The 17,139-nt window shown below is 63.8% G+C and carries 12 protein-coding genes; 1 reads left to right on the top strand and 11 read right to left on the bottom strand.

The window, feature by feature from the left end; all coding sequences use genetic code 11:
* Window positions 1-3: 3 nt before the first annotated feature.
* The 5 genes from hydA to dpaL all read right to left on the bottom strand — a co-directional run bounded on the left by hydA (window position 4) and on the right by dpaL (window position 6,793).
* Window positions 4-1,410 (bottom strand): dihydropyrimidinase, encoded by a 1,407-nt coding sequence (gene hydA, locus BMY31_RS07580; RefSeq protein ID WP_091009507.1) that lies wholly within the window; start codon window positions 1,408-1,410, stop codon window positions 4-6.
* 61 nt (window positions 1,411-1,471) lie between these two features.
* Window positions 1,472-2,410 carry an NTP transferase domain-containing protein gene (locus BMY31_RS07585; protein ID WP_091009508.1) on the bottom strand — a complete coding sequence of 313 codons (939 nt, stop codon included), beginning with the start codon at window positions 2,408-2,410 and terminating at the stop codon, window positions 1,472-1,474.
* An 86-nt stretch (window positions 2,411-2,496) separates the two neighbouring features.
* Window positions 2,497-3,699 (bottom strand): knotted carbamoyltransferase YgeW, encoded by a 1,203-nt coding sequence (gene ygeW / locus BMY31_RS07590; RefSeq protein WP_078687094.1) that lies wholly within the window; start codon window positions 3,697-3,699, stop codon window positions 2,497-2,499.
* A gap of 91 nt (window positions 3,700-3,790) precedes the next feature.
* Window positions 3,791-5,173 (bottom strand): YgeY family selenium metabolism-linked hydrolase, encoded by a 1,383-nt coding sequence (locus BMY31_RS07595; RefSeq protein ID WP_078687095.1) that lies wholly within the window; start codon window positions 5,171-5,173, stop codon window positions 3,791-3,793.
* A gap of 393 nt (window positions 5,174-5,566) precedes the next feature.
* Window positions 5,567-6,793: a diaminopropionate ammonia-lyase gene (dpaL, locus tag BMY31_RS07600; RefSeq protein WP_078687096.1), complete on the bottom strand. Its 1,227-nt coding sequence runs from the start codon at window positions 6,791-6,793 to the stop codon at window positions 5,567-5,569.
* 290 nt (window positions 6,794-7,083) lie between these two features.
* On the opposite strand from dpaL, the gene BMY31_RS07605 reads away from it, so the two are divergent.
* Window positions 7,084-7,590 (top strand): hypothetical protein, encoded by a 507-nt coding sequence (locus BMY31_RS07605; RefSeq protein ID WP_078687097.1) that lies wholly within the window; start codon window positions 7,084-7,086, stop codon window positions 7,588-7,590.
* 754 nt (window positions 7,591-8,344) lie between these two features.
* On the opposite strand, the gene xdhC is transcribed toward BMY31_RS07605, so the two are convergent.
* The 6 genes from xdhC to BMY31_RS07635 all read right to left on the bottom strand — a co-directional run bounded on the left by xdhC (window position 8,345) and on the right by BMY31_RS07635 (window position 17,068).
* Complete coding sequence (xdhC, locus tag BMY31_RS07610) at window positions 8,345-8,848, bottom strand: xanthine dehydrogenase subunit XdhC (RefSeq protein WP_078687098.1); 504 nt, start codon at window positions 8,846-8,848, stop codon at window positions 8,345-8,347.
* Window positions 8,848-9,729 carry a xanthine dehydrogenase subunit XdhB gene (xdhB, locus tag BMY31_RS07615; protein WP_091009511.1) on the bottom strand — a complete coding sequence of 294 codons (882 nt, stop codon included), beginning with the start codon at window positions 9,727-9,729 and terminating at the stop codon, window positions 8,848-8,850. Before xdhB ends, xdhC begins: the two co-directional genes overlap by 1 nt.
* Window positions 9,729-12,071: a xanthine dehydrogenase subunit XdhA gene (gene xdhA, locus BMY31_RS07620; RefSeq protein WP_078687100.1), complete on the bottom strand. Its 2,343-nt coding sequence runs from the start codon at window positions 12,069-12,071 to the stop codon at window positions 9,729-9,731. The genes xdhB and xdhA overlap by 1 nt, the downstream gene beginning before the upstream one ends.
* A 338-nt stretch (window positions 12,072-12,409) precedes the next feature.
* Window positions 12,410-13,807 (bottom strand): amidohydrolase family protein, encoded by a 1,398-nt coding sequence (locus tag BMY31_RS07625; protein WP_091009515.1) that lies wholly within the window; start codon window positions 13,805-13,807, stop codon window positions 12,410-12,412.
* Window positions 13,808-13,896: 89 nt separating this feature from the next.
* Window positions 13,897-15,333 carry an NCS2 family permease gene (locus BMY31_RS07630; RefSeq protein WP_091009518.1) on the bottom strand — a complete coding sequence of 479 codons (1,437 nt, stop codon included), beginning with the start codon at window positions 15,331-15,333 and terminating at the stop codon, window positions 13,897-13,899.
* A 637-nt stretch (window positions 15,334-15,970) separates the two neighbouring features.
* Complete coding sequence (locus BMY31_RS07635) at window positions 15,971-17,068, bottom strand: BMP family lipoprotein (RefSeq protein ID WP_091009523.1); 1,098 nt, start codon at window positions 17,066-17,068, stop codon at window positions 15,971-15,973.
* Between the last annotated feature and the right edge of the window lie 71 nt (window positions 17,069-17,139).

Raw genomic sequence — 17,139 nt, forward strand, 5'->3', positions numbered from 1 at the left:
GTGCTACGCCCTGCGGGCAACGTAGCGTCCGGGCTGGACGCCCGTCGGATCGCCGTCTTGGGCGGCAAGCACGCCGTTCACGAAGACCAGGCGCGCACGTCCGTGCACGTCGAAGCCCTCGTAGGTGGTGTAGTCAACGGCCTGGTGCTGGTTGGCCTGGCTGATGGTCCAGCGCTGGCCGGGGTCCCACACGCAGACGTCCGCGTCGGAGCCCGCCGCAAGCGCGCCCTTCTGCGGGTACATGCCGAACACCTTGGCCTGGCCCTCGCTCAGCAGGCGCAGGAAGTCCATGGCCCCCAGCCTGCCCTCGAAGGTCGTCATGATCAGGGCGGGACGGTGCTCGACGCCGGGCCCGCCGTTGGGGATGTGCGTGAAGTCGTCGCGACCGCGGTCCTTCTGGCCGTGGAGGTTGAACGAGCAGTGGTCGGTCGAGATCTGGTCGACCTCACCGGCCAGCACGGCCTCGCGCAGCGCGGCAACGTCGTCGGGCTTGCGCAGGGGCGGGCTCATGACGTACTTTGCCCCGGCAAAGCCGTCCTCGCCCTTCTCGAGGTAGCGACTGTCGTCCAGCAGCAGGTACTGCGGACAGGTCTCCAGCATGACGCGGACGCCCCTCCTGCGAGCGGCGCGCACCTGCTCGAGGCCGAGCCTGGTGGAGCAGTGCACCACGTTCACGCGGGCGCCCGTGAGCTCGGCAAGGTACATGAGGCGGCTGATGGCCTCGGCCTCGGCCTCGGCGGGACGCGAGAGCGCGTGTCCCTCGGGCCCGGTGATGCCGGCCTGGACCATGCGCCGCTGCAGCTCGTTGACGAGCGTTCCGTTCTCGCAGTGCACACAGAGGATTCCGTCGAAGGGCTTGATGGCCTCGAGCAGCTCCATGGTCTGGGCATCGTCCAGGCGCAGGTGATCGTAGGCGAAGTAGGACTTGAACGAGGTGATGCCGGCACTACGCATGTCGGCAACCTCCTCGCGGGTGTGCTCGTTCCAGTCGGCGATGGCCATGTGGAACGCGTAGTTCGCGGTGCAGGTGCCGTCGGCGCGGCGGTGCCACTCGTCGAGGGCCTCGCGCAGCGTCATGCCCTTGTCCTGCGTGGCATAGTCCACGATCGTGGTCGTGCCGCCGCAGACAGCCGCGCGCGTGCCGGTCTCGAAGCTGTCGGCCGTCCAGTCCATGCCAGTCCAGCACTGCATGTGCGTGTGGGCGTCGATGAAGCCCGGAAAGACCCAGCAGCCCTCGACGTCGAAGGTCTGCACGCCCTCGGGCAGCTCGGCGAGTCCCCCGGGAACGACCGAAGCGATCTTGTCGCCCTCGATGACGAGGTCGCCGCGAACCACGCCGTCCGGCGTGACGAGGCTTCCGCCCCGCAGGACCTTGGTCGGGGCTCCCTCGCCCTCCGCCTTTACTGACATAGCCATCATCTCCGTTGAAAGTCGATGTGTCTTGGCCGCTGCGTGCCGAGGGACAGACCAGCTAGCCCTCCCGCAGAGAGAGGATCTGCTCCAGGCGGCAGGAGTCCTCCCTCGTGTCGATGTCCTCGAGCTCGCTGGCGTCTTGCGCCTGGACGAGACTGACCAGGCCGGACAGGTCGGGACTGCGACGAAGCAGCTCGAGACCGCCCACGTCCCCCACGAGCGACGCCAGGCTCCCGAAGAGCCATGCGGGAAAAATCACCGGACTCGCGGCCTGGTCGCCAAAGGCCAGGCGGACGATACGGTGGGGATCACGGGCGAACTCGAACGCCAGGGCACGCATGCTCTCGGGGCGCACCAGTGGCTGGTCGCCCTGAGCGAACATGCAGCCCAGGGCCTTACCCGCCGCCTCGATCCCGACCCTGACGCTGTCGCTCTGGAGCCGCCCGGGATTAATGCGGCACTTGACGCCCAGCCGCTCGCAGAGGCCGATCACGTCGGACGACCCCGTCACCACGATCACGTCGAACAGGTCCCTCGGGATCGAGGCGAGCGTGCGCTCGAGCACGGGCCTGCCGCCCAGGTCGCTCAGGAGCTTCTGCCCACCAAAGCGGGTTCCCAGGCCCGACGCCATGACCACGCAGCCGAGCCGGGGAGTCTTCCCCGTACCTGCGAAGGCCGCGCCAAACAGGTCATCGGTCGTCTCCCTCACCGAGGCGGACCAGAGCTCGTAGCGGTCGAGAAGGTCTTGGCACTCCCGGGTGAGGACGGAGCCTCCGCCCCCCTCGCCGCCGGCACTGCGCATCGTGAGGGTGACCCCGAGCCGCTCCTCGGCGTGCTTCACGAGATGGGTCGCCTTGGAGTAGCTCATGCCCATCGCCTTGGCCGCGGAAAGAAGACTCCCCGTCCGCTCCACCAGCCTCAGGAGCGTCGCGGGCCCGGGCCCGAAGACCTTGTCCTTCTCGTCCGTCGTGATGTAGGGGCTGATGGTGGGCCTCAAGGTCTCTCCCTCGCTCGCGGCTTCCAGACGCCAAGGCCGTGCACCGCGGGGGCGCACGGCCGCAACAGCGTCGCGTAACTAGGATATTACGCCTCGAGCCAGCGGCTGGTCCCGCGCTCCTCGAGCGACTTGAGCATGGCGACGGGGTCCTTCGCCTTCTGCAGGAAGATCATTGCGGCGACGGCATAGGGCTTGTAGCTGGCCTCCTTGTACAGGCCGTCGCGATGGTGGTCGAAGACCTCGCTCGCAACCTCGCCGTGCTCGCAGGAGACGCCCTCGATGTCGGCGGGCAGCGGGTGCATGTAGATGGTGTCCATGCCGTTGGCGGTCTTCTGCATGAGCTCGGGCGTGCAGTGCCAGTCCATGTGGGTCGCGTTCTGGGCAAGGAGCTCCTGCTCGAGCTTGTCGATGCCCTCGGCGTCGCCGGCGGCGTAGAGCTTGGTGCGCTTCTCCATGGCGGCATACGGCGCCCAGCTCTTGGGAATGACGATGTCTGCGCCCTCGAAGGCCTCCTCCATCGTGCTGACCTTCTTGAAGGTGGAGCCGGACTCCTTGGCGTACTCCCCGGCCTGCTTGACGAGCTCGGGCATCAGGTCGTAGCCCTCGGGGTGGGCCAGGGTGACGTCCATGCCGAAGCGGGTGAGCAGCATGATAAGGGACTGCGGGCAGGACAGCGGTTTGCCGTAGGAGGGGCTGTAGGCCCAGGTGACGGCGACCTTCTTGCCCCTGAGGTTGTCAAGCCCGCCAAACTCGTTGATCAGGTAGAGCAGGTCGGCCGAGGACTGCGTGGGGTGGTCGGAGTCAGACTGCAGCGAGACGAGCGTGGGACGGTGGTCGAGGATGCCCTCGCGATAGGAATCCTGGACGGACTCGGAGACCTCCTTCATGTAGGCGTCGCCCTCGCCGATAAACTTGTCGTCGCGGATGCCGATGACGTCGGCCATGAAGCTGATCATCGTGGCGGTCTCGCGGACGGTCTCGCCGTGTGCGACCTGGGACTTGGACTCATCCAGGTCCTGCTGCTGCAGGCCCAGCATGTTGGTGCCGGAGGCGAAGCTGAAGCGCGTGCGCGTCGAGTTGTCGCGGAAGTTGGAGACCGCGAGGCCGGAGTCGAAGATGCGCGTCGAGATGTTGCGCTCGCGCAGGTTGCGCAGGGCGTCGGCGACAAGGTAGAGAGCGCGGAGCTCGTCGGTGGTCTTGTCCCAGGTGTGCAGGAAGTCGTTGTTGTACATGTTGGAGCAGTCGAGCTTGGAGAGCTGCTCAAGATAGCTCTGGAACTTGGAGTCCATGGGATTCCTTCCTTTCGAAGGCGCCTCGCGGCGTCTGCCTCTCTTACCGCACGGCCGGCACGCCCCTCGACGCGCCGGCCGCGAGGCTGGTTTACTTGATGTCGTTGCCCGTGAGGGTCGCACGGAACTCGGTGGCGTCGCCGGTCGCGGCGCTGGGGTCGTACAGGTTCAGCGCTGCGACGTAGAGCGCGGCGCAGGTGCTGAGGTCCTGCTTGTAGGTCACCTCGTTGGGGGCATGCGCCTGGGACTCGGCGCCAGGCCCGAAGCCGACGCAGGGGATGCCGTAGCGTCCCTGGATGGACACGCAGTTAGTGGAGAAGGTCCACTTGTCGCAGAGCGGGCGGCCGGCGCGCTTGTCCATGGACTTCTCGCAGCCGATGCGCTCGTCGCCGAAGAGCGCCTTGTGGGCGTCGACGAGGGCCTTGACGTGGGGAGCGCTCTCCTTGTTGATCCAGGTCGGGAAGTAGGCCTCGGTCTCGTAGACCTCGCCGGTCCAGCTGGGACGGTCGTACATGTACATGGAGACCTTGACGTCGTCGCCGTACTTCTTGACGGAGGGGAGGTTGCGAACCTCCTCGAGGCAGGACTCGTAGGTCTCGCCGGCAGTCATGCGGCGGTCGATCGAGATGGCGCAGGAGTCCGCGACGGCGCAGCGACTGGGGCTGGTGTAGAACACCTGACTGACGGTGCAGGTGCCGCGGCCCAGGAAGCGCGCGTCCTCGAAGTGCTCGGGGTTGTACTTGGGGTCGAGCATCTTGACGAGGCCCTTGACTTCGGTGGACTCGTCGCAGCCGTTGTTGTTGAGGGATCGGACGTCGGCGATGATGTCGGCCATCTTGTAGATGGCGTTGTCGCCGCGGTCGGGAGCGGAGCCGTGGCAGGAGACGCCATGAACGTCGACGCGAATCTCCATGCGGCCGCGGTGGCCGCGGTAGATGCCGCCGTCGGTGGGCTCGGTGGAGATGACGAACTCGGGCTTGATGCCGTCCTTGTTATAGATGTACTGCCAGCACATGCCGTCGCAGTCCTCTTCCTGGACGGAGCCGACGACCATGACCTTGTAGCCCTCGGGGATGAGGTCCATGTCCTTCATAATCTTGGCAGCGTAGGTGGCGGAGGCGAGGCCGCCCTCCTGGTCGGAGCCGCCGCGGCCGCCGATCAGCTGGTCGTCCTCGAAGCCCTCGTAGGGATCGAAGTCCCAGTTATCGCGGTTGCCGATGCCGACGGTGTCGATGTGGGAGTCGATGGCGATGATCTTCTCGCCCTTGCCGATGAAGCCCATGACGTTGCCCAGGCCGTCGACCTTGACCTCGTCGAAGCCAAGCTTCTCCATCTCGGCCTTGATACAGGCAACGACCTCGCCCTCCTCGCAAGACTCGCTGGGGTGGGAGATCATGGCGCGAAGGAACGCGGTCATGTCCGCGTTGTAGGCCTTGGCGGCCTCCTTGATCTTGCCGTAGTCGAGCTCCTTCATGGGTCCTCCTGTTCCCGTCCGCAACACCGGCGGCAGGCAATGCCGCCATGACTCTGAATCAATTAAACTTTTTTTGATTCAGTCAAACATTTTGTTTGGCATATTCATTTAAGCATGATGTATAGCCGAATCAAGCGATATTGCCTAACTTTTTGTTTTTGCGCCAAACGGTCGTAGCAAACGGGCGGACGGTTTGTAACAATTCATGTTCTGAGCATCATAAATGCAAGCAAAATGCCGCCGCACGAGACCATATTGGTCCCAGGCGGCGGCACGGGGCAAGGGGTGTGAGTTTCTCGCCTTCTGACTCTTTGTTAGGTACGCCAAAACGGTCGCGAAGACCGCCATGCAGCACCCCCCCTCCTCGACGTTTTGGGGAATGCCGTCGGACGACTACTCCTGGACGTCGGAGCTCTTCCAGGCACCGTCCCAGACGACCTCGCGATAGCGGACGGGGTCGGTGTCGCCCTCGGTCGAGAACATGAGGACCTTGGAGTCGCGGCCGAGCTCGAGCGCGTCGCGCAGCTCCGCGTAGTCGGGGTCGGACATGATGGTGCTGATCACGCCCATGCCAACCGCGCCGGACTCGCCTGACGTGACCGCGGGGTCGCCCTTGACGGGCACCGCGAGCATGCGCATGCCCCTTGCAGAGACCCAGTCGGGGCAGGACAGGAACGCCGTCGCGTGGTTGCGCAGGATGTCCCAACCGATGGTGTTAGGCTCTCCGCAGGCGAGCCCTGCCATGATGGTGATGAGGTCTCCCCCGACGATGCGCGGGTCGCCGTCGCCGGCAAGTGCACCCTTATACAGGCAGTCAGCGGCGCCGGCCTCCATAATCACGAACTTGGGCGGGTTCGAGGGGAAGAGGTTGGTGAAGAAGCCGACCACGGCACTCGCAAGGCTGCCGACGCCCGCCTGGACGAAGACGTGGGTCGGGCGGTTGACCTCGAGCTGGCGCAGCTGCTCAGCTGCCTCGGCGGCCATGGTGCCGTAGCCCTGCATGATCCAGCTGGGGATCTCGGTGTAGCCGTCCCAGGCGGTGTCCTGGACGATGACGCCATGCTCCGTCTCGTCGGCCTCCTTTGCAGCAAGGCGCACGCAGTCGTCGTAGTTGAGCTCCTCGATGGTGACCTCGGCGCCTTCCTTCGCGATGTTGTCGAAGCGGGTCTTGGTCGAGCCCTTGGGCATGTGGACGACGGCCTTCTGGCCCAGCTTGTTGGCAGCCCAGGCGACGCCGCGGCCGTGGTTGCCGTCGGTCGCGGTGAAGAACGTGGCCTGGCCGAAGTCCTTCTTGAGCTGGTCGGACGTCAGGTAGTCATAGGTCATCTGGCTGACGTCCCTACCGGTCTGCTGCGCGATGTAGCGCGCCATGGCGAAGGAGCCACCGAGCACCTTGAAGGCATTGAGGCCAAAGCGATATGACTCGTCCTTCACGAACAGGCCGCCCAGGCCGAGACGCTCGCCCATGCCCTCGAGGTCCGCCAGCGGCGTGATGCCGTACTGGGGGAAGCTCTTGTGGAACGCGCGCGCCTTCGCGACGTTCTCGAGAGACATGATGGGAAGGTTCTCGTCCTCGTTCTTGGGCATGCTGTTCATGACCCACTTGATCTTTGGCTCCATGCGACGCTCCTCTCTCGCCGGTAGGCAAAACCGGCACCAGCAGAATGCGTGAATTCGCTTCACATGTCAGAATAATATTCTGTTTGCCTAACTTACTGTTTGCTCATTTCATGGTCACCGCAAACGGTCACTATTCCTGCGCAGGCGGGAGGCGGCCAGACGCCACCAAGGTGCGCGGACAAGACGGCTCGCGGTATCATCTAGGCATAGAGACAGCAGGTCCAGGCACGTCAGACATCCTACTCCGATGACGGAACAAGGCAGGCGCGCATCAGAGAATGGAATTCGACATGGAACAAAACCCGGACAAGGTACCCCCGGCGACGACTGAGCTCATTAGTGCGAAGGAGGCCCACGGGCTTTCCGAAGCCGCGACCAAGGGCAAGCCGCAGGCAGAGGCCGACACGCTCTCGGCAAGCGCCCTGCGCTGGGCCATCCGCAATGCCGAGGGACAGACGGCAAGTCGGATCCGCACCTACGCAAAGTACGGTAAGACGTCGCTCCACCTGAAGTTCGCCCCGGCGGAGGACGACGGAGCAGGCGAGGGCAACTCGTTCTACAGCGATCTCAAGGCAAACAGCAACGTGCCCGTAGCGGACGCCATTTCAGACATCATCCACGGAAGGCCGCAGGAGCTCATATCCCCCATCCAGGAGATGCGCCTGCTCAACGAATACAACGCCAAGGTCGTCGCGTTCCTTCGCAAGCTGCGCCGACTGGGCTACGACGTCCAGGCCGGCGAGGAGGTCGCCGCCCAGGGCGCGCACGACAACAGCACAATCAAGATTAGCTGGTAGGGTCAAGACAGCCCAAGCGCGGCACGCGCGTGCGCGAATCGTCGCAATCGGTGTGTTTCGGCGGCGATTTACAGGGACCCGTGACTCGCAAATTATGGTGCTCGGTGTATCACCGCAGGTAGTCGTGCGCGTCGCTTTTCGCAGTAATCGTAGAACGGTGTGTTTGGGCAATTATTTGCAGCCGGGGGCGCTTTTTTCGCAAATTGGGCCGAACGGTGTGGGCGAAACACACCGATAGGTCCCATTTGCGCAGCCTCAATTCGCGAATCCTGCGGTTTTGCGAAAAGAGAACTTCGCGAGGCACACCGAACGCGATGATTCGCGTTTTCAGAGCCCTTTTCGCTGCAAGTGGGCCCCGGAAACACACCGTTCGCCCTTTTTTGCGAAGGTCAGAGCTTCCGCCAGCCGATTTGGGTGACCGAGAGCTTACGCGAAGCGATTTGGGTAACCTCGGGACTTCCACCGAGCGATTCGGGTGAGCGCAAGTCGTTCCCGCTAACCATCAGTCACGTAAATAGCCGCCCCCGTCAAACGACAAGAACGGCTAACGACGGAAACGGCCACTTTCCAACCAATACTAGTTAACTAGGAGCGGCCAAACCCGTCTTACACACGGTGATTACCGTGTACTACCGCGCCAGACAGAAAACAATCTGGCAGAAGAACCAAGGCTGGCGGTCACGACCCCATTAACGTCCCGCGCATCCAAAAGAAAACGCCCTCGCTTCGATACTCGAGGCGAGGGCGTCAAGTGCTACTTTTCCTCGACTCCCTGGCCAACCTTCCCGTCCAGGACGTTGACCGCCTTCTCCACGGCGTCGACGATGTTCTGGTATCCGGTGCAGCGGCAAAGGTGGCCGGACAGCTGCTTGCGGATCTCGTCGCGCGTGTAGGTCTTGCCGGAGCGCTCCATCTCGACCGCGCTCATGATGATGCCCGGGATGCAGAAGCCGCACTGGACAGCAAACTCGTCCACGAACGCCTGCTGCATGGGGTCGAGCGTGCCGTCGGCCGCCTGAAGGCCCTCGACGGTCAGGATCTCCTTGCCCTGGGCCCAGTCGGTCAGGTAGAGGCAGGAGTCGGTTGCCACGCCGTCGATCAGGACCGTGCAGGCACCGCACTCGCCCACCTCGCAGCCACGCTTGACGCTCGTCATGTGCAGCCGGTCGCGAAGGGTATCAAGCAGCGACTCGCGCGGGTCATAGCCAACCTGAACCGGCTTGCCGTTGAGTGTGCAAGATAGAATCCTCATGTCCATTAGATATCAGCTCCTCCCTTGCGAGCCGCGTAGGTCAGCGAGCGCTTCGACATCTCCTTGATCAGCTGGAGACGGAACTCCTTGGACGCACGCCAGGAGTCACGCGGGTTGGTGTCCTGCTGGGCGAGTTTGCCAATCTTCTCGACGGCTTCCTCGACGGCGAGGCCGCGGACGGCATCCTCGGCGTTGCGCGCACGAATGGGGGTCGGGGCGGCGACGCCGAAGGCAAGGCGGATGTCGTCGATGCACTTCTTGTCGTCTGAGAGCTTGACAAGGCAGCAGCAGCCCATCGTGGCGATCTCGAGGGCGCGGCGCTTGCCGTACTTGAAGTAGTGACCGGTCCACCCCTCGTAGTGGTCGCGCGGGATGCGGATCTTCACCAGCACCTCGTCGCGCTCGCGCACCGAGCGGCCGGGGCCCGTGTACCACTCCTCGATGGGAATGGTCCTCATGCCGCGCACCGAGCGAACGTCCAGGAGGGCTCCGTAGGCGTAGAGCGTGGAGGCCGTGTCGGCGGAGGTGGCCGCGTTGCAGATGTTTCCGCCGACGGTTCCCGAGACGCGAAGCTGGGGACCACCCGGCGTGTCGCAGGCATCGCAGAGCGTCTGTACCGTCGACTGGGCGACGGGGCTCGTGGTCACGTGGTTGAACCAGGTGATGGGACCAATCTCGACGGTTCCGTCGGCGGCCAGGCTGACGCCGTCGAGCTCGTCGTTCAGGCCGTGGATGGAGACGAGGTGCGCGCCGGCAAACTTGCCCTCGCGGCACTTGACGAGCACGTCAGTGCCACCAGCGATGACCATGGACTGGGGGTCCTCCGCAAGAGCGCGGCAGGCATCTTCGACGCTCGTTGCCTCGTAGAGCGATTCGATGTCGTACATCAGATAAGTCCCTCCCTCTTGAAGCCCTCGAATAGACGCTGGGGCGTCATGGGCATCTCGTAGAACTTGACTCCCGTGGCGTTCAGGATGGCGTCGCGAATGGCAGGCGCGGGACTGATGATGGGGGTCTCGCCCACCGCCTTGTTGCCATAGGGGCCCATGGGGTCCTGGGTCTCGACGTTCTCGGCGATCAGGTCGGGCACGTCCATCATCGTTGGGATCTTGTAGTCGAGCAGGGTCGCATTGCGCACGCGGCCGCTCTTGGGGTCGACGAGAAGTTCCTCAGACAGGCCGAATCCGATGCCCTGCGCCATGCCACCGTGAATCTGCTGCTCGACGAGCTTGGGGTTGATGAGTCTGCCGTCGTCCTGGATCGAGACGATCTTGTCGATCGTGACCTGGCCCAGGGGAATGTCGACCGTCAGGTCGCAGAACGTGCAGCCGGTCGCAATTGCGTTCTGGTGGACGGTGGCCTGGCCGCGCGTCGAGAGCTGATCGGTCTTGTGGATGTTGTAGTAGGCCTCGAGAGCTAGATCCGCAAGGCCGCAGAGCCTGTTGTCCCCTCCGTCGTAGATGGCGTGGTTCCTCAGGTCGAGCTCGCCCTGCGCGTCGGGATAGAGGCGCTCGGCCAGCTCGAGGATGCGCTTGCGCATCTTGGTGCCGGCGTCCTTGCACGCGGTGCCCGAGACGAAGGTCTGGCGCGAAGCGTACGCGCCGGGGTCATACGGAGCGACATCGGTGTCCTGGAAGCTCACGATGTGGATGTCCTCGGTGTCCACGCCGATGGCCTCGGCGGCCATTTGGCAGAAGACCGTGTCGGCACCCTGGCCGATCTCGGTCGCACCCATCTGGAGCTGGAACGTGCCGTCCTGGTTGAGTGTGATCTGGGCGTTGGAGGTCTCGAGGGCGAAGGGCGCGACGGCCGTCTTGTAGACCATGAACGCGACGCCGACGCCGTGGCGGATGGGGCCTGCCTGGTTGGCGTACTCCCTGCGCTTGTTGTCCCAGTCGATGATCTCCTTGCCGCGCTCGACGCAGGCGCGCAGACCGTCGGTGCGATACGAGATCGTGTTCGAGGGGCTGAACTCGTCGACGTAGCCGGGGGCGATGGCATTCTTCAGGCGGAACTCGACGCCGTCCCATCCCATGTCATGTGCGATGTCGCCCATGAGGCACTCGGCCGTCCAGACGCCCTCAGGCACGCCGTAGGCGCGCATGGCTCCCGTGTGCGGGCCGTTGGTGTGGATGGTCCAGGCCTCGCAGCGCACCGCGTCCTCGCAGGTGTGGTAGAGCCAGCGGAAGCTGTTCACGGAGTTGAGGACCAGGGCATGGCCGTGGTGGATGTAGCCACCGGTGTTGGACCAGCCCTTGATTGAGCGGGCGTGCAGGCGCATGTCGTCACCGACGCTCGCCTCGACCTCGAAGTTCTTGGGCTGGCGCCCCGAGGTGTCCCAGAAGCACTCCTCGCGCGAGAGCTCGAGCTTGACGCAGCGACCACCCACCTGATGGCAGAGCCATGCGTTGAGCGGCTCGAAATGGATATCCTGCTTGGTGCCGAATCCACCGCCGATGTAGGGCTTGATCACGCGGACGCTGCCCCAGGGAATGCCGAGGGCCTGGCCGATGATGCGACGGCAGATGTGCGGGATCTGTGTCGACGAGACGCAGACGATCTTGCCGCCCTCCTCGTAGCAGTACGAGACACAAACCTCGATGTGCGCCTGGCTCTGCTCACCAGTGAAGGTCTTAATGGCGAAGTGGTGGTACTTGGGGTCGAGAAGTGCGTCCTCGACGCTCTCGTAGCCCATCTCCCCGAGCTTCTCCTTTGGGGTCACGGCAAGGGTGTGCGCGACGACGTTGTCGGGCTTGCCCTCCTGGACGGGCACCTCGGTGCCCTTCATGGACTCGCGCGCGTCGTAGACGACGGGGTACTCCTCGTACTCGACGTGGATCAGGCGCAGCGCGCGCTCGGCAGCAACGTTGTCCTCGGCCACGACGGCTGCGATGTTGTCTCCGTAAATGCGCACGCGGTCGTCCAGCAGCCTGCGGTCGGCGATGTCGCGCTTGGCCGCCGCGGAGTCCGCATACCAGGGGTGGCCTGCGACCGGATAGGCGAAGTCGGGCACGTCGAAGCAGGTGAACACACCAACGACGCCGGGAACCTTCTTCGCCTCGTCGGTGTCGATCGAGACGACGCGGCCGTTTCCAATGGTGGAGTGGAGTATCTTTGCCACCAGGCAGGGCTTGGGGCAGAGGTCATCGGTAAACATCGCACGGCCCGTGACCTTGTCGTACGCGTCGACGCGCTTTACGGACCTACCGACCTCCTTATAGCTCTCCATCTCTCGCTCCTCTCCTACAAAAGGTTGTTATGCCTAAAAAAAGGTTAGCCGCGACACAGGGCATGGCGCGGGCTTTGTGGTGAGCGGACCCATAGGACGGGCGGCCGCATCAACCAATGATAACTTTTTGTAGGCCTGAACAGGCGTTATACAAGCAAAAGTCCAACGCATCCCTACGTTTGTTCCAAAAAAAGCGGCACATGTGGGCACCACGCCTGACGGGGCGCGCGAGCACAGGCAAGACACAGAAAAAAGCGACGCCCGCCTCACTGGGACGGACGCCGCCTCGATTGTGAACTTCACCGTCCGGAACATCAGTCCGGACGTCTTGCCAACGTCTAGGCGCTCTTGGCGCTCGAGACCGTGGGGTTGGCCGCCGCCGAGGTCAGAACCGCAGCCGGGACCTTGGAGCCCACAAGCCTGTCGTCACGGACGACGAGCCTGCCCGCCACGTACTTCTCGACCATGCGACCACCCTCCTCGGCGAGGTACATGTACCTCTCGACGCGCTCGGAGGGATCGCACTCGAGCGTGGTGCGAATCTGGGAGTCGTCCAGCACGAGGATGTCGGCCTCGTAGCCCTCTTCGAAGGAGCCGACCTTGCCGAAGAACGAGCCGCCGCCGACCGTCGCGACGTAGAAGGCCTCGGCGGTGGAGAGGGGCTTGAGGTTCTGGTCGACCAGGCGCCAGCGCAGCTTGGAGCAGCCAACGAGGTCCGCGACCGCGCGGAACATCGAGAGCGAGGCGCCGCCGGCGACGTCGGTGCCCAGGCCGACGTTCATGCCCTCGACCAGGTAGCGGCGGATGGGCGCGATGCCCGAGGAAAGCTGCATGTTGGACTGCGGGCAGGTCGCGACGAAGACGCCATGCTTCTTCATGATGGCGATCTCCTCGTCGGTCGAGTAGTTGCAGTGTGCCATGACCACGTGGCCCTCGCCGTCCATCTGGCCGGCGTGCTCATAGGTCTGACCGTAGCAGCTGGACCAGGGGGCAAGCCCGTGGACCCAGTCGATCTCGGAGAGGTTCTCGGAGAGGTGCGACTGCAGCGGCAGTCCCCTCTCCTGCTTGAGCCTGCCCAGCCCCTCCATCAGCTCGTCGGTGCAGGTGGGCGTGAAGCGCGGGGTGAGGATGGGCTTGGTGTTGACGTAGCCCTTGGACTCGACCTCGTCCAGCCAGCGAACCGTGTCTGTAAGCGAGGCCTGCGCGTCCTTCTCGCAGAGGTAGTCGGGACTGTTGCGGTCCATGTTGACCTTGCCGACGAAGGTCTTGAGGCCCGTCGCCTCGAGCTTGTCCATGAGGAGCTCGGTGGGCTCGACGTGGAGGGTGCCGAAGACGACCGCGCGCGTGGTGGGCGAGTGCAGCATGTCGTCGGCGAAGATGGAGTACGCTCGGTCGGCGTAGGAGAGGTCGGCGTACTTCTTCTCCTCGGGGAAGGTGTGGGTGTTGAGCCACTCGAGCAGCTCGAGGTCCATGCCCAGGCCACGGAAGGCGTACTGGGGCGCGTGGACGTGGATGTCGGTCATGCCGGGGATCACGAGCCTGCCCGTGCGGTCGCGGACATCGATTCCCTCGTACTCGGCCGGAAGCTCCTGGAAGACGCCCTTGCACACGCCGTCGACCACCACCAGGTAGCCGTCCTTGGCCCACTGGAGGTTGGACGCATGGCGCGACCAGACGATGTCACCGCGGATGGCGAAGGTCTCCTGGCTGGCTGCGACAGAGCTCTCTTTCGACATACGTGCCACCTTTCGTTTGCGCGGGCGCGGCACACGGCCGCGCCCGACTGGTTTGCATACAACTGGTGAAACTGGCGCTGGGCGCCTTGCTATATGAAGAAGTACTTGCAGCAGAACAGGACGAACAGGACCCACATGACGCCCGAGATCTTCTTGCGGTTCTCGGCCCCAGTGACCGCGTTGACGGCCACGTAGGAGATGATACCCAGCGAGATGCCCTCAGCGATGGAGTACATGAACGGCATCGCGATGATCGCGACGAAGGCGGGGATGGCCTCGGCCACGGAGCCCCACTCAATCTGGGTGACGGCGCCAAACATCATGAAACCGACGATGACCAGGGCGGGCGAGGTCGCGAAGGACGGAATCGCCAGGAAGATTGGCGAGAGGAACAGGGAGAGAAGGAAGAGCACGGCGCAGGTGAGGCCCGTGAGTCCCGTGCGGCCGCCCTGCGAGATGCCCGCGGTGCACTCGACGGCGGTCGCCGTGGAGGAGGTGCCGAGCATGCCGGCGAACGTCGTCGCGAGGGACTCGGCCAGCAGCGCTCCCTTGACGTTGGGAAGCTTGCCCTCCTCGTCGAGCAGGTCGGCCTTGGCGGCGGAGCCAATCAGGGTGCCGATGGTGTCGAAGAGGTTGGTGAACAGGAACGCGAAGACGACGGACATGAAGCCGACGGACAGAATGTTCGAGAAGTCAATCTGGAACGCGATCGGCGCGATCGAGGGAACCGTCAGTCCCTGCGAGAAGTCAGGCAGCAGGCTGTAGAAGCCGGCCTCGGCGTTGGGGACGTAGAGGCCCGTGAACTGGCAGACGATGCCCAGACCCCATGTGATGAGGATGCCCAGTAGGATGTTGCCGCGCACGTTCTTGCAGACCAGGATGGCCGTCACGATGATGCCGATAAGGGAGAGAAGGGCGCAGATGCCCGCGGTCGAGAAGGTCCCCTCCGCAAGCGAGCTGTGGAACGAGAACATGGTGACGAGCGTCGACTCGCTGGGGATGACCAGGCCGGAGCCCTTGAGGCCGATGATGGTGATGAAGAGTCCGACGCCGGAGGTGATGGCGAACTTCAGGTTCATCGGGATCGCGTTGAAGATCGCCTCTCGCACGTTGGTCAGCGAGAGTATGACGAAGATGATGCCCTCGACGAAGATCGCACCGAGCGCCGTCTGCCAGGAGTAGCCCATGCCCAGGCAGACCGTGTAGGCGAAGTAGGCGTTGATGCCCATGCCGGGACAGAGGATGAACGGGTAGTTGGTGAGAAGGGCCATCATCAGCGTGCCGATGGTCGAGATGAGGACCGTCGCCGTGAACAGGGCGTCCTGGGGCATGCCCGTGGCGGCGAGGACGCTGGGGTTGACCGCGAGAATGTAGGCGGCAGTGACGAAGGTCGTCACGCCCGCCAGAATCTCGGTCTTTACGTTGGTGCCACGCTCCGAGAGGTGGAAGATCCTGTCGAGGGCACCCTTACCGTCGCCGGTACCACGCTCCGAGTGGTGGAAGACCCCATGCAAAGCATTTTCCATACAGCACATCACTCCTAAGACGAATGCCAACAGTCACGCCCGCGCAACCAAATCCCTCTCCGCGCGAGACAGTTACACGCTTAGCTGTCGATCTTGAAGGCCGCCTTGGGCTAAGGCAGAAGCATGGGCCAAGCCTGGCCCGCCTGCCGCCGGCGATCATAAAAAAGTAAGATATATCATCAGGGGTCGTCCAAGAGGGGATCGCCCCGACTTCGACCCTGGGCGACAGACTGAGGACGGGCAGTCCCCCACCCAAGGTGGCGCGTCCTTCTCCCCAACGCTCTCCCAAGTGGTGCCATAAAACTTGTTTTTTTAGCTAAATATTTTTTTGTTAGCTAGATGGTATCGGGGCTCATTCGGAATGGTCGCGTCTCTCTGGCGGACGGTATGTCCTCGCCCGTAAGCGCACGACTCGATCGTTTATGCTGTACCATTGCGTTTTTGCAGGTAATCCCATAACGAACAACAGCGAATCCAATCTGTCGCAACGCTCGTCCCCCATGTGACGCAGGGAGGCGACGCCGGCTGGGCCGCACGGTCCCCAGACAGCAAGCAAACAAAAAGGCAGGGCAGGGTCTCCCCTGTCCTGCCTCGCGCCTATTGGCACCATGCCGTCTCTGCGGCGAAGAGCTCAGCTCTAGAGGCTCTTCTTGATCTGGTCGACGTCGTCGTCCGAGATGAAGTCGCCGGACTTGATCTGGTCAACGTACTCCTTGATCTTGTCCTGGACATCCTGCGGGACCTTGTCGGAGAACTTGCCGAGCGAGATGCCGCCGTTGTCCATGTTGCCGATAATGGCCTTGCCGTCGCCGAAGGAGCCAGCCTCGATCTCGTCCATCGCCTGGCCGATCATCCAGTCGGTGACGGTGGAGGTGATGACGGTCGGCTGATCATCGCCAGCGATGTCGATGGGCTGGGCGATGTCGAAGTGCGTGTCGGCGCCGGCGCTCTCGAGGGCCTTGCGCGAGCCGTTGTCGACCGCGGAGGCGTCGCCCCACATGACGTCGACGTTCTCGGAGTTGATCCACTGCTCGGTCAGCTTGGTGCCCAGCGAGGCGTCCGTGAAGCCGGCCTCGAAGTTGTACTGGCCCTTGATGGAGGGGTCGATCTTCTGCGCGGCGGCCAGGAACGCGGAGTACTTGGTGAGGGTGGAGGGAAGCTTCATGCCACCGATGAAGCCGATGCTCTTGGTCTTGGTCATGAGGCCCGCGACCACGCCGGCGAGGGCGCCGGTCTGCTTGAAGTCAGGAAGGACGGTCTCAACGGGAGCGAGAGTCTCGTAGTCGGCCATCTCGGTCGTGGGGTCCGTGTTGGTGACGAGGAAGTGGACCTTGGGGTGGCTGGCGGCGGCGTCCGAGACGACCTCCATCCAGTCGGAGGCGAACTGGTTCCCGTTGCCGATGATGAGGTCGACGTCCTGGTCGACGTAGGACTGGGCGGCCGTCGCGGCGTCGGCGTCAGCGGTGTTCTCCTTGGGCTCGAGGAGCGTCCACTTGTCGTGGGACTCGAGCGCCCTCTTTAGGGACTCGTAGTGGCCCTGGTCCCAGCCACCGTCGGTGATGGTGCCGCTCATGATCATGGCGACCTTGTAGCCCTCGGATCCGGAGTCGCCGGAGCCGGAGTCAGACGACCCGGAGCCGCCGCACGCGGACAGCATGAGGGCGCCCACGCCACCAAAGCCCAGGCCCAGGGCCTGACGCCTGCTCACCATAACGGTCTTGTTCTCGTTGCTCATAAACACGCCTTTCCTTCCCTTGCCTTGGAGAAGGGCCTCGCCCTCTCCCTTGCCAAACCAACTACCTTCGC

Source organism: Parafannyhessea umbonata (assembly GCF_900111255.1).
GTDB classification, from domain to species: Bacteria; Actinomycetota; Coriobacteriia; order Coriobacteriales; family Atopobiaceae; genus Olsenella_J; species Olsenella_J umbonata_A.

Excerpts from the sequence above, each read along its gene's own strand:
- BMY31_RS07625 (WP_091009515.1), bottom strand. The coding sequence starts at position 13,807 with ATGTCGAAAGAGAGCTCTGTCGCAGCCAGCCAGGAGACCTTCGCCATC.
- hydA (WP_091009507.1), bottom strand. The coding sequence starts at position 1,410 with ATGTCAGTAAAGGCGGAGGGCGAGGGAGCCCCGACCAAGGTCCTGCGG.
- xdhB (WP_091009511.1), bottom strand. The coding sequence starts at position 9,729 with ATGTACGACATCGAATCGCTCTACGAGGCAACGAGCGTCGAAGATGCC.
- BMY31_RS07605 (WP_078687097.1), top strand. The coding sequence starts at position 7,084 with ATGGAACAAAACCCGGACAAGGTACCCCCGGCGACGACTGAGCTCATT.
- BMY31_RS07630 (WP_091009518.1), bottom strand. The coding sequence starts at position 15,333 with ATGGAAAATGCTTTGCATGGGGTCTTCCACCACTCGGAGCGTGGTACC.
- BMY31_RS07635 (WP_091009523.1), bottom strand. The coding sequence starts at position 17,068 with ATGAGCAACGAGAACAAGACCGTTATGGTGAGCAGGCGTCAGGCCCTG.
- xdhA (WP_078687100.1), bottom strand. The coding sequence starts at position 12,071 with ATGGAGAGCTATAAGGAGGTCGGTAGGTCCGTAAAGCGCGTCGACGCG.
- xdhC (WP_078687098.1), bottom strand. The coding sequence starts at position 8,848 with ATGGACATGAGGATTCTATCTTGCACACTCAACGGCAAGCCGGTTCAG.
- dpaL (WP_078687096.1), bottom strand. The coding sequence starts at position 6,793 with ATGGAGCCAAAGATCAAGTGGGTCATGAACAGCATGCCCAAGAACGAG.
- BMY31_RS07595 (WP_078687095.1), bottom strand. The coding sequence starts at position 5,173 with ATGAAGGAGCTCGACTACGGCAAGATCAAGGAGGCCGCCAAGGCCTAC.
- ygeW (WP_078687094.1), bottom strand. The coding sequence starts at position 3,699 with ATGGACTCCAAGTTCCAGAGCTATCTTGAGCAGCTCTCCAAGCTCGAC.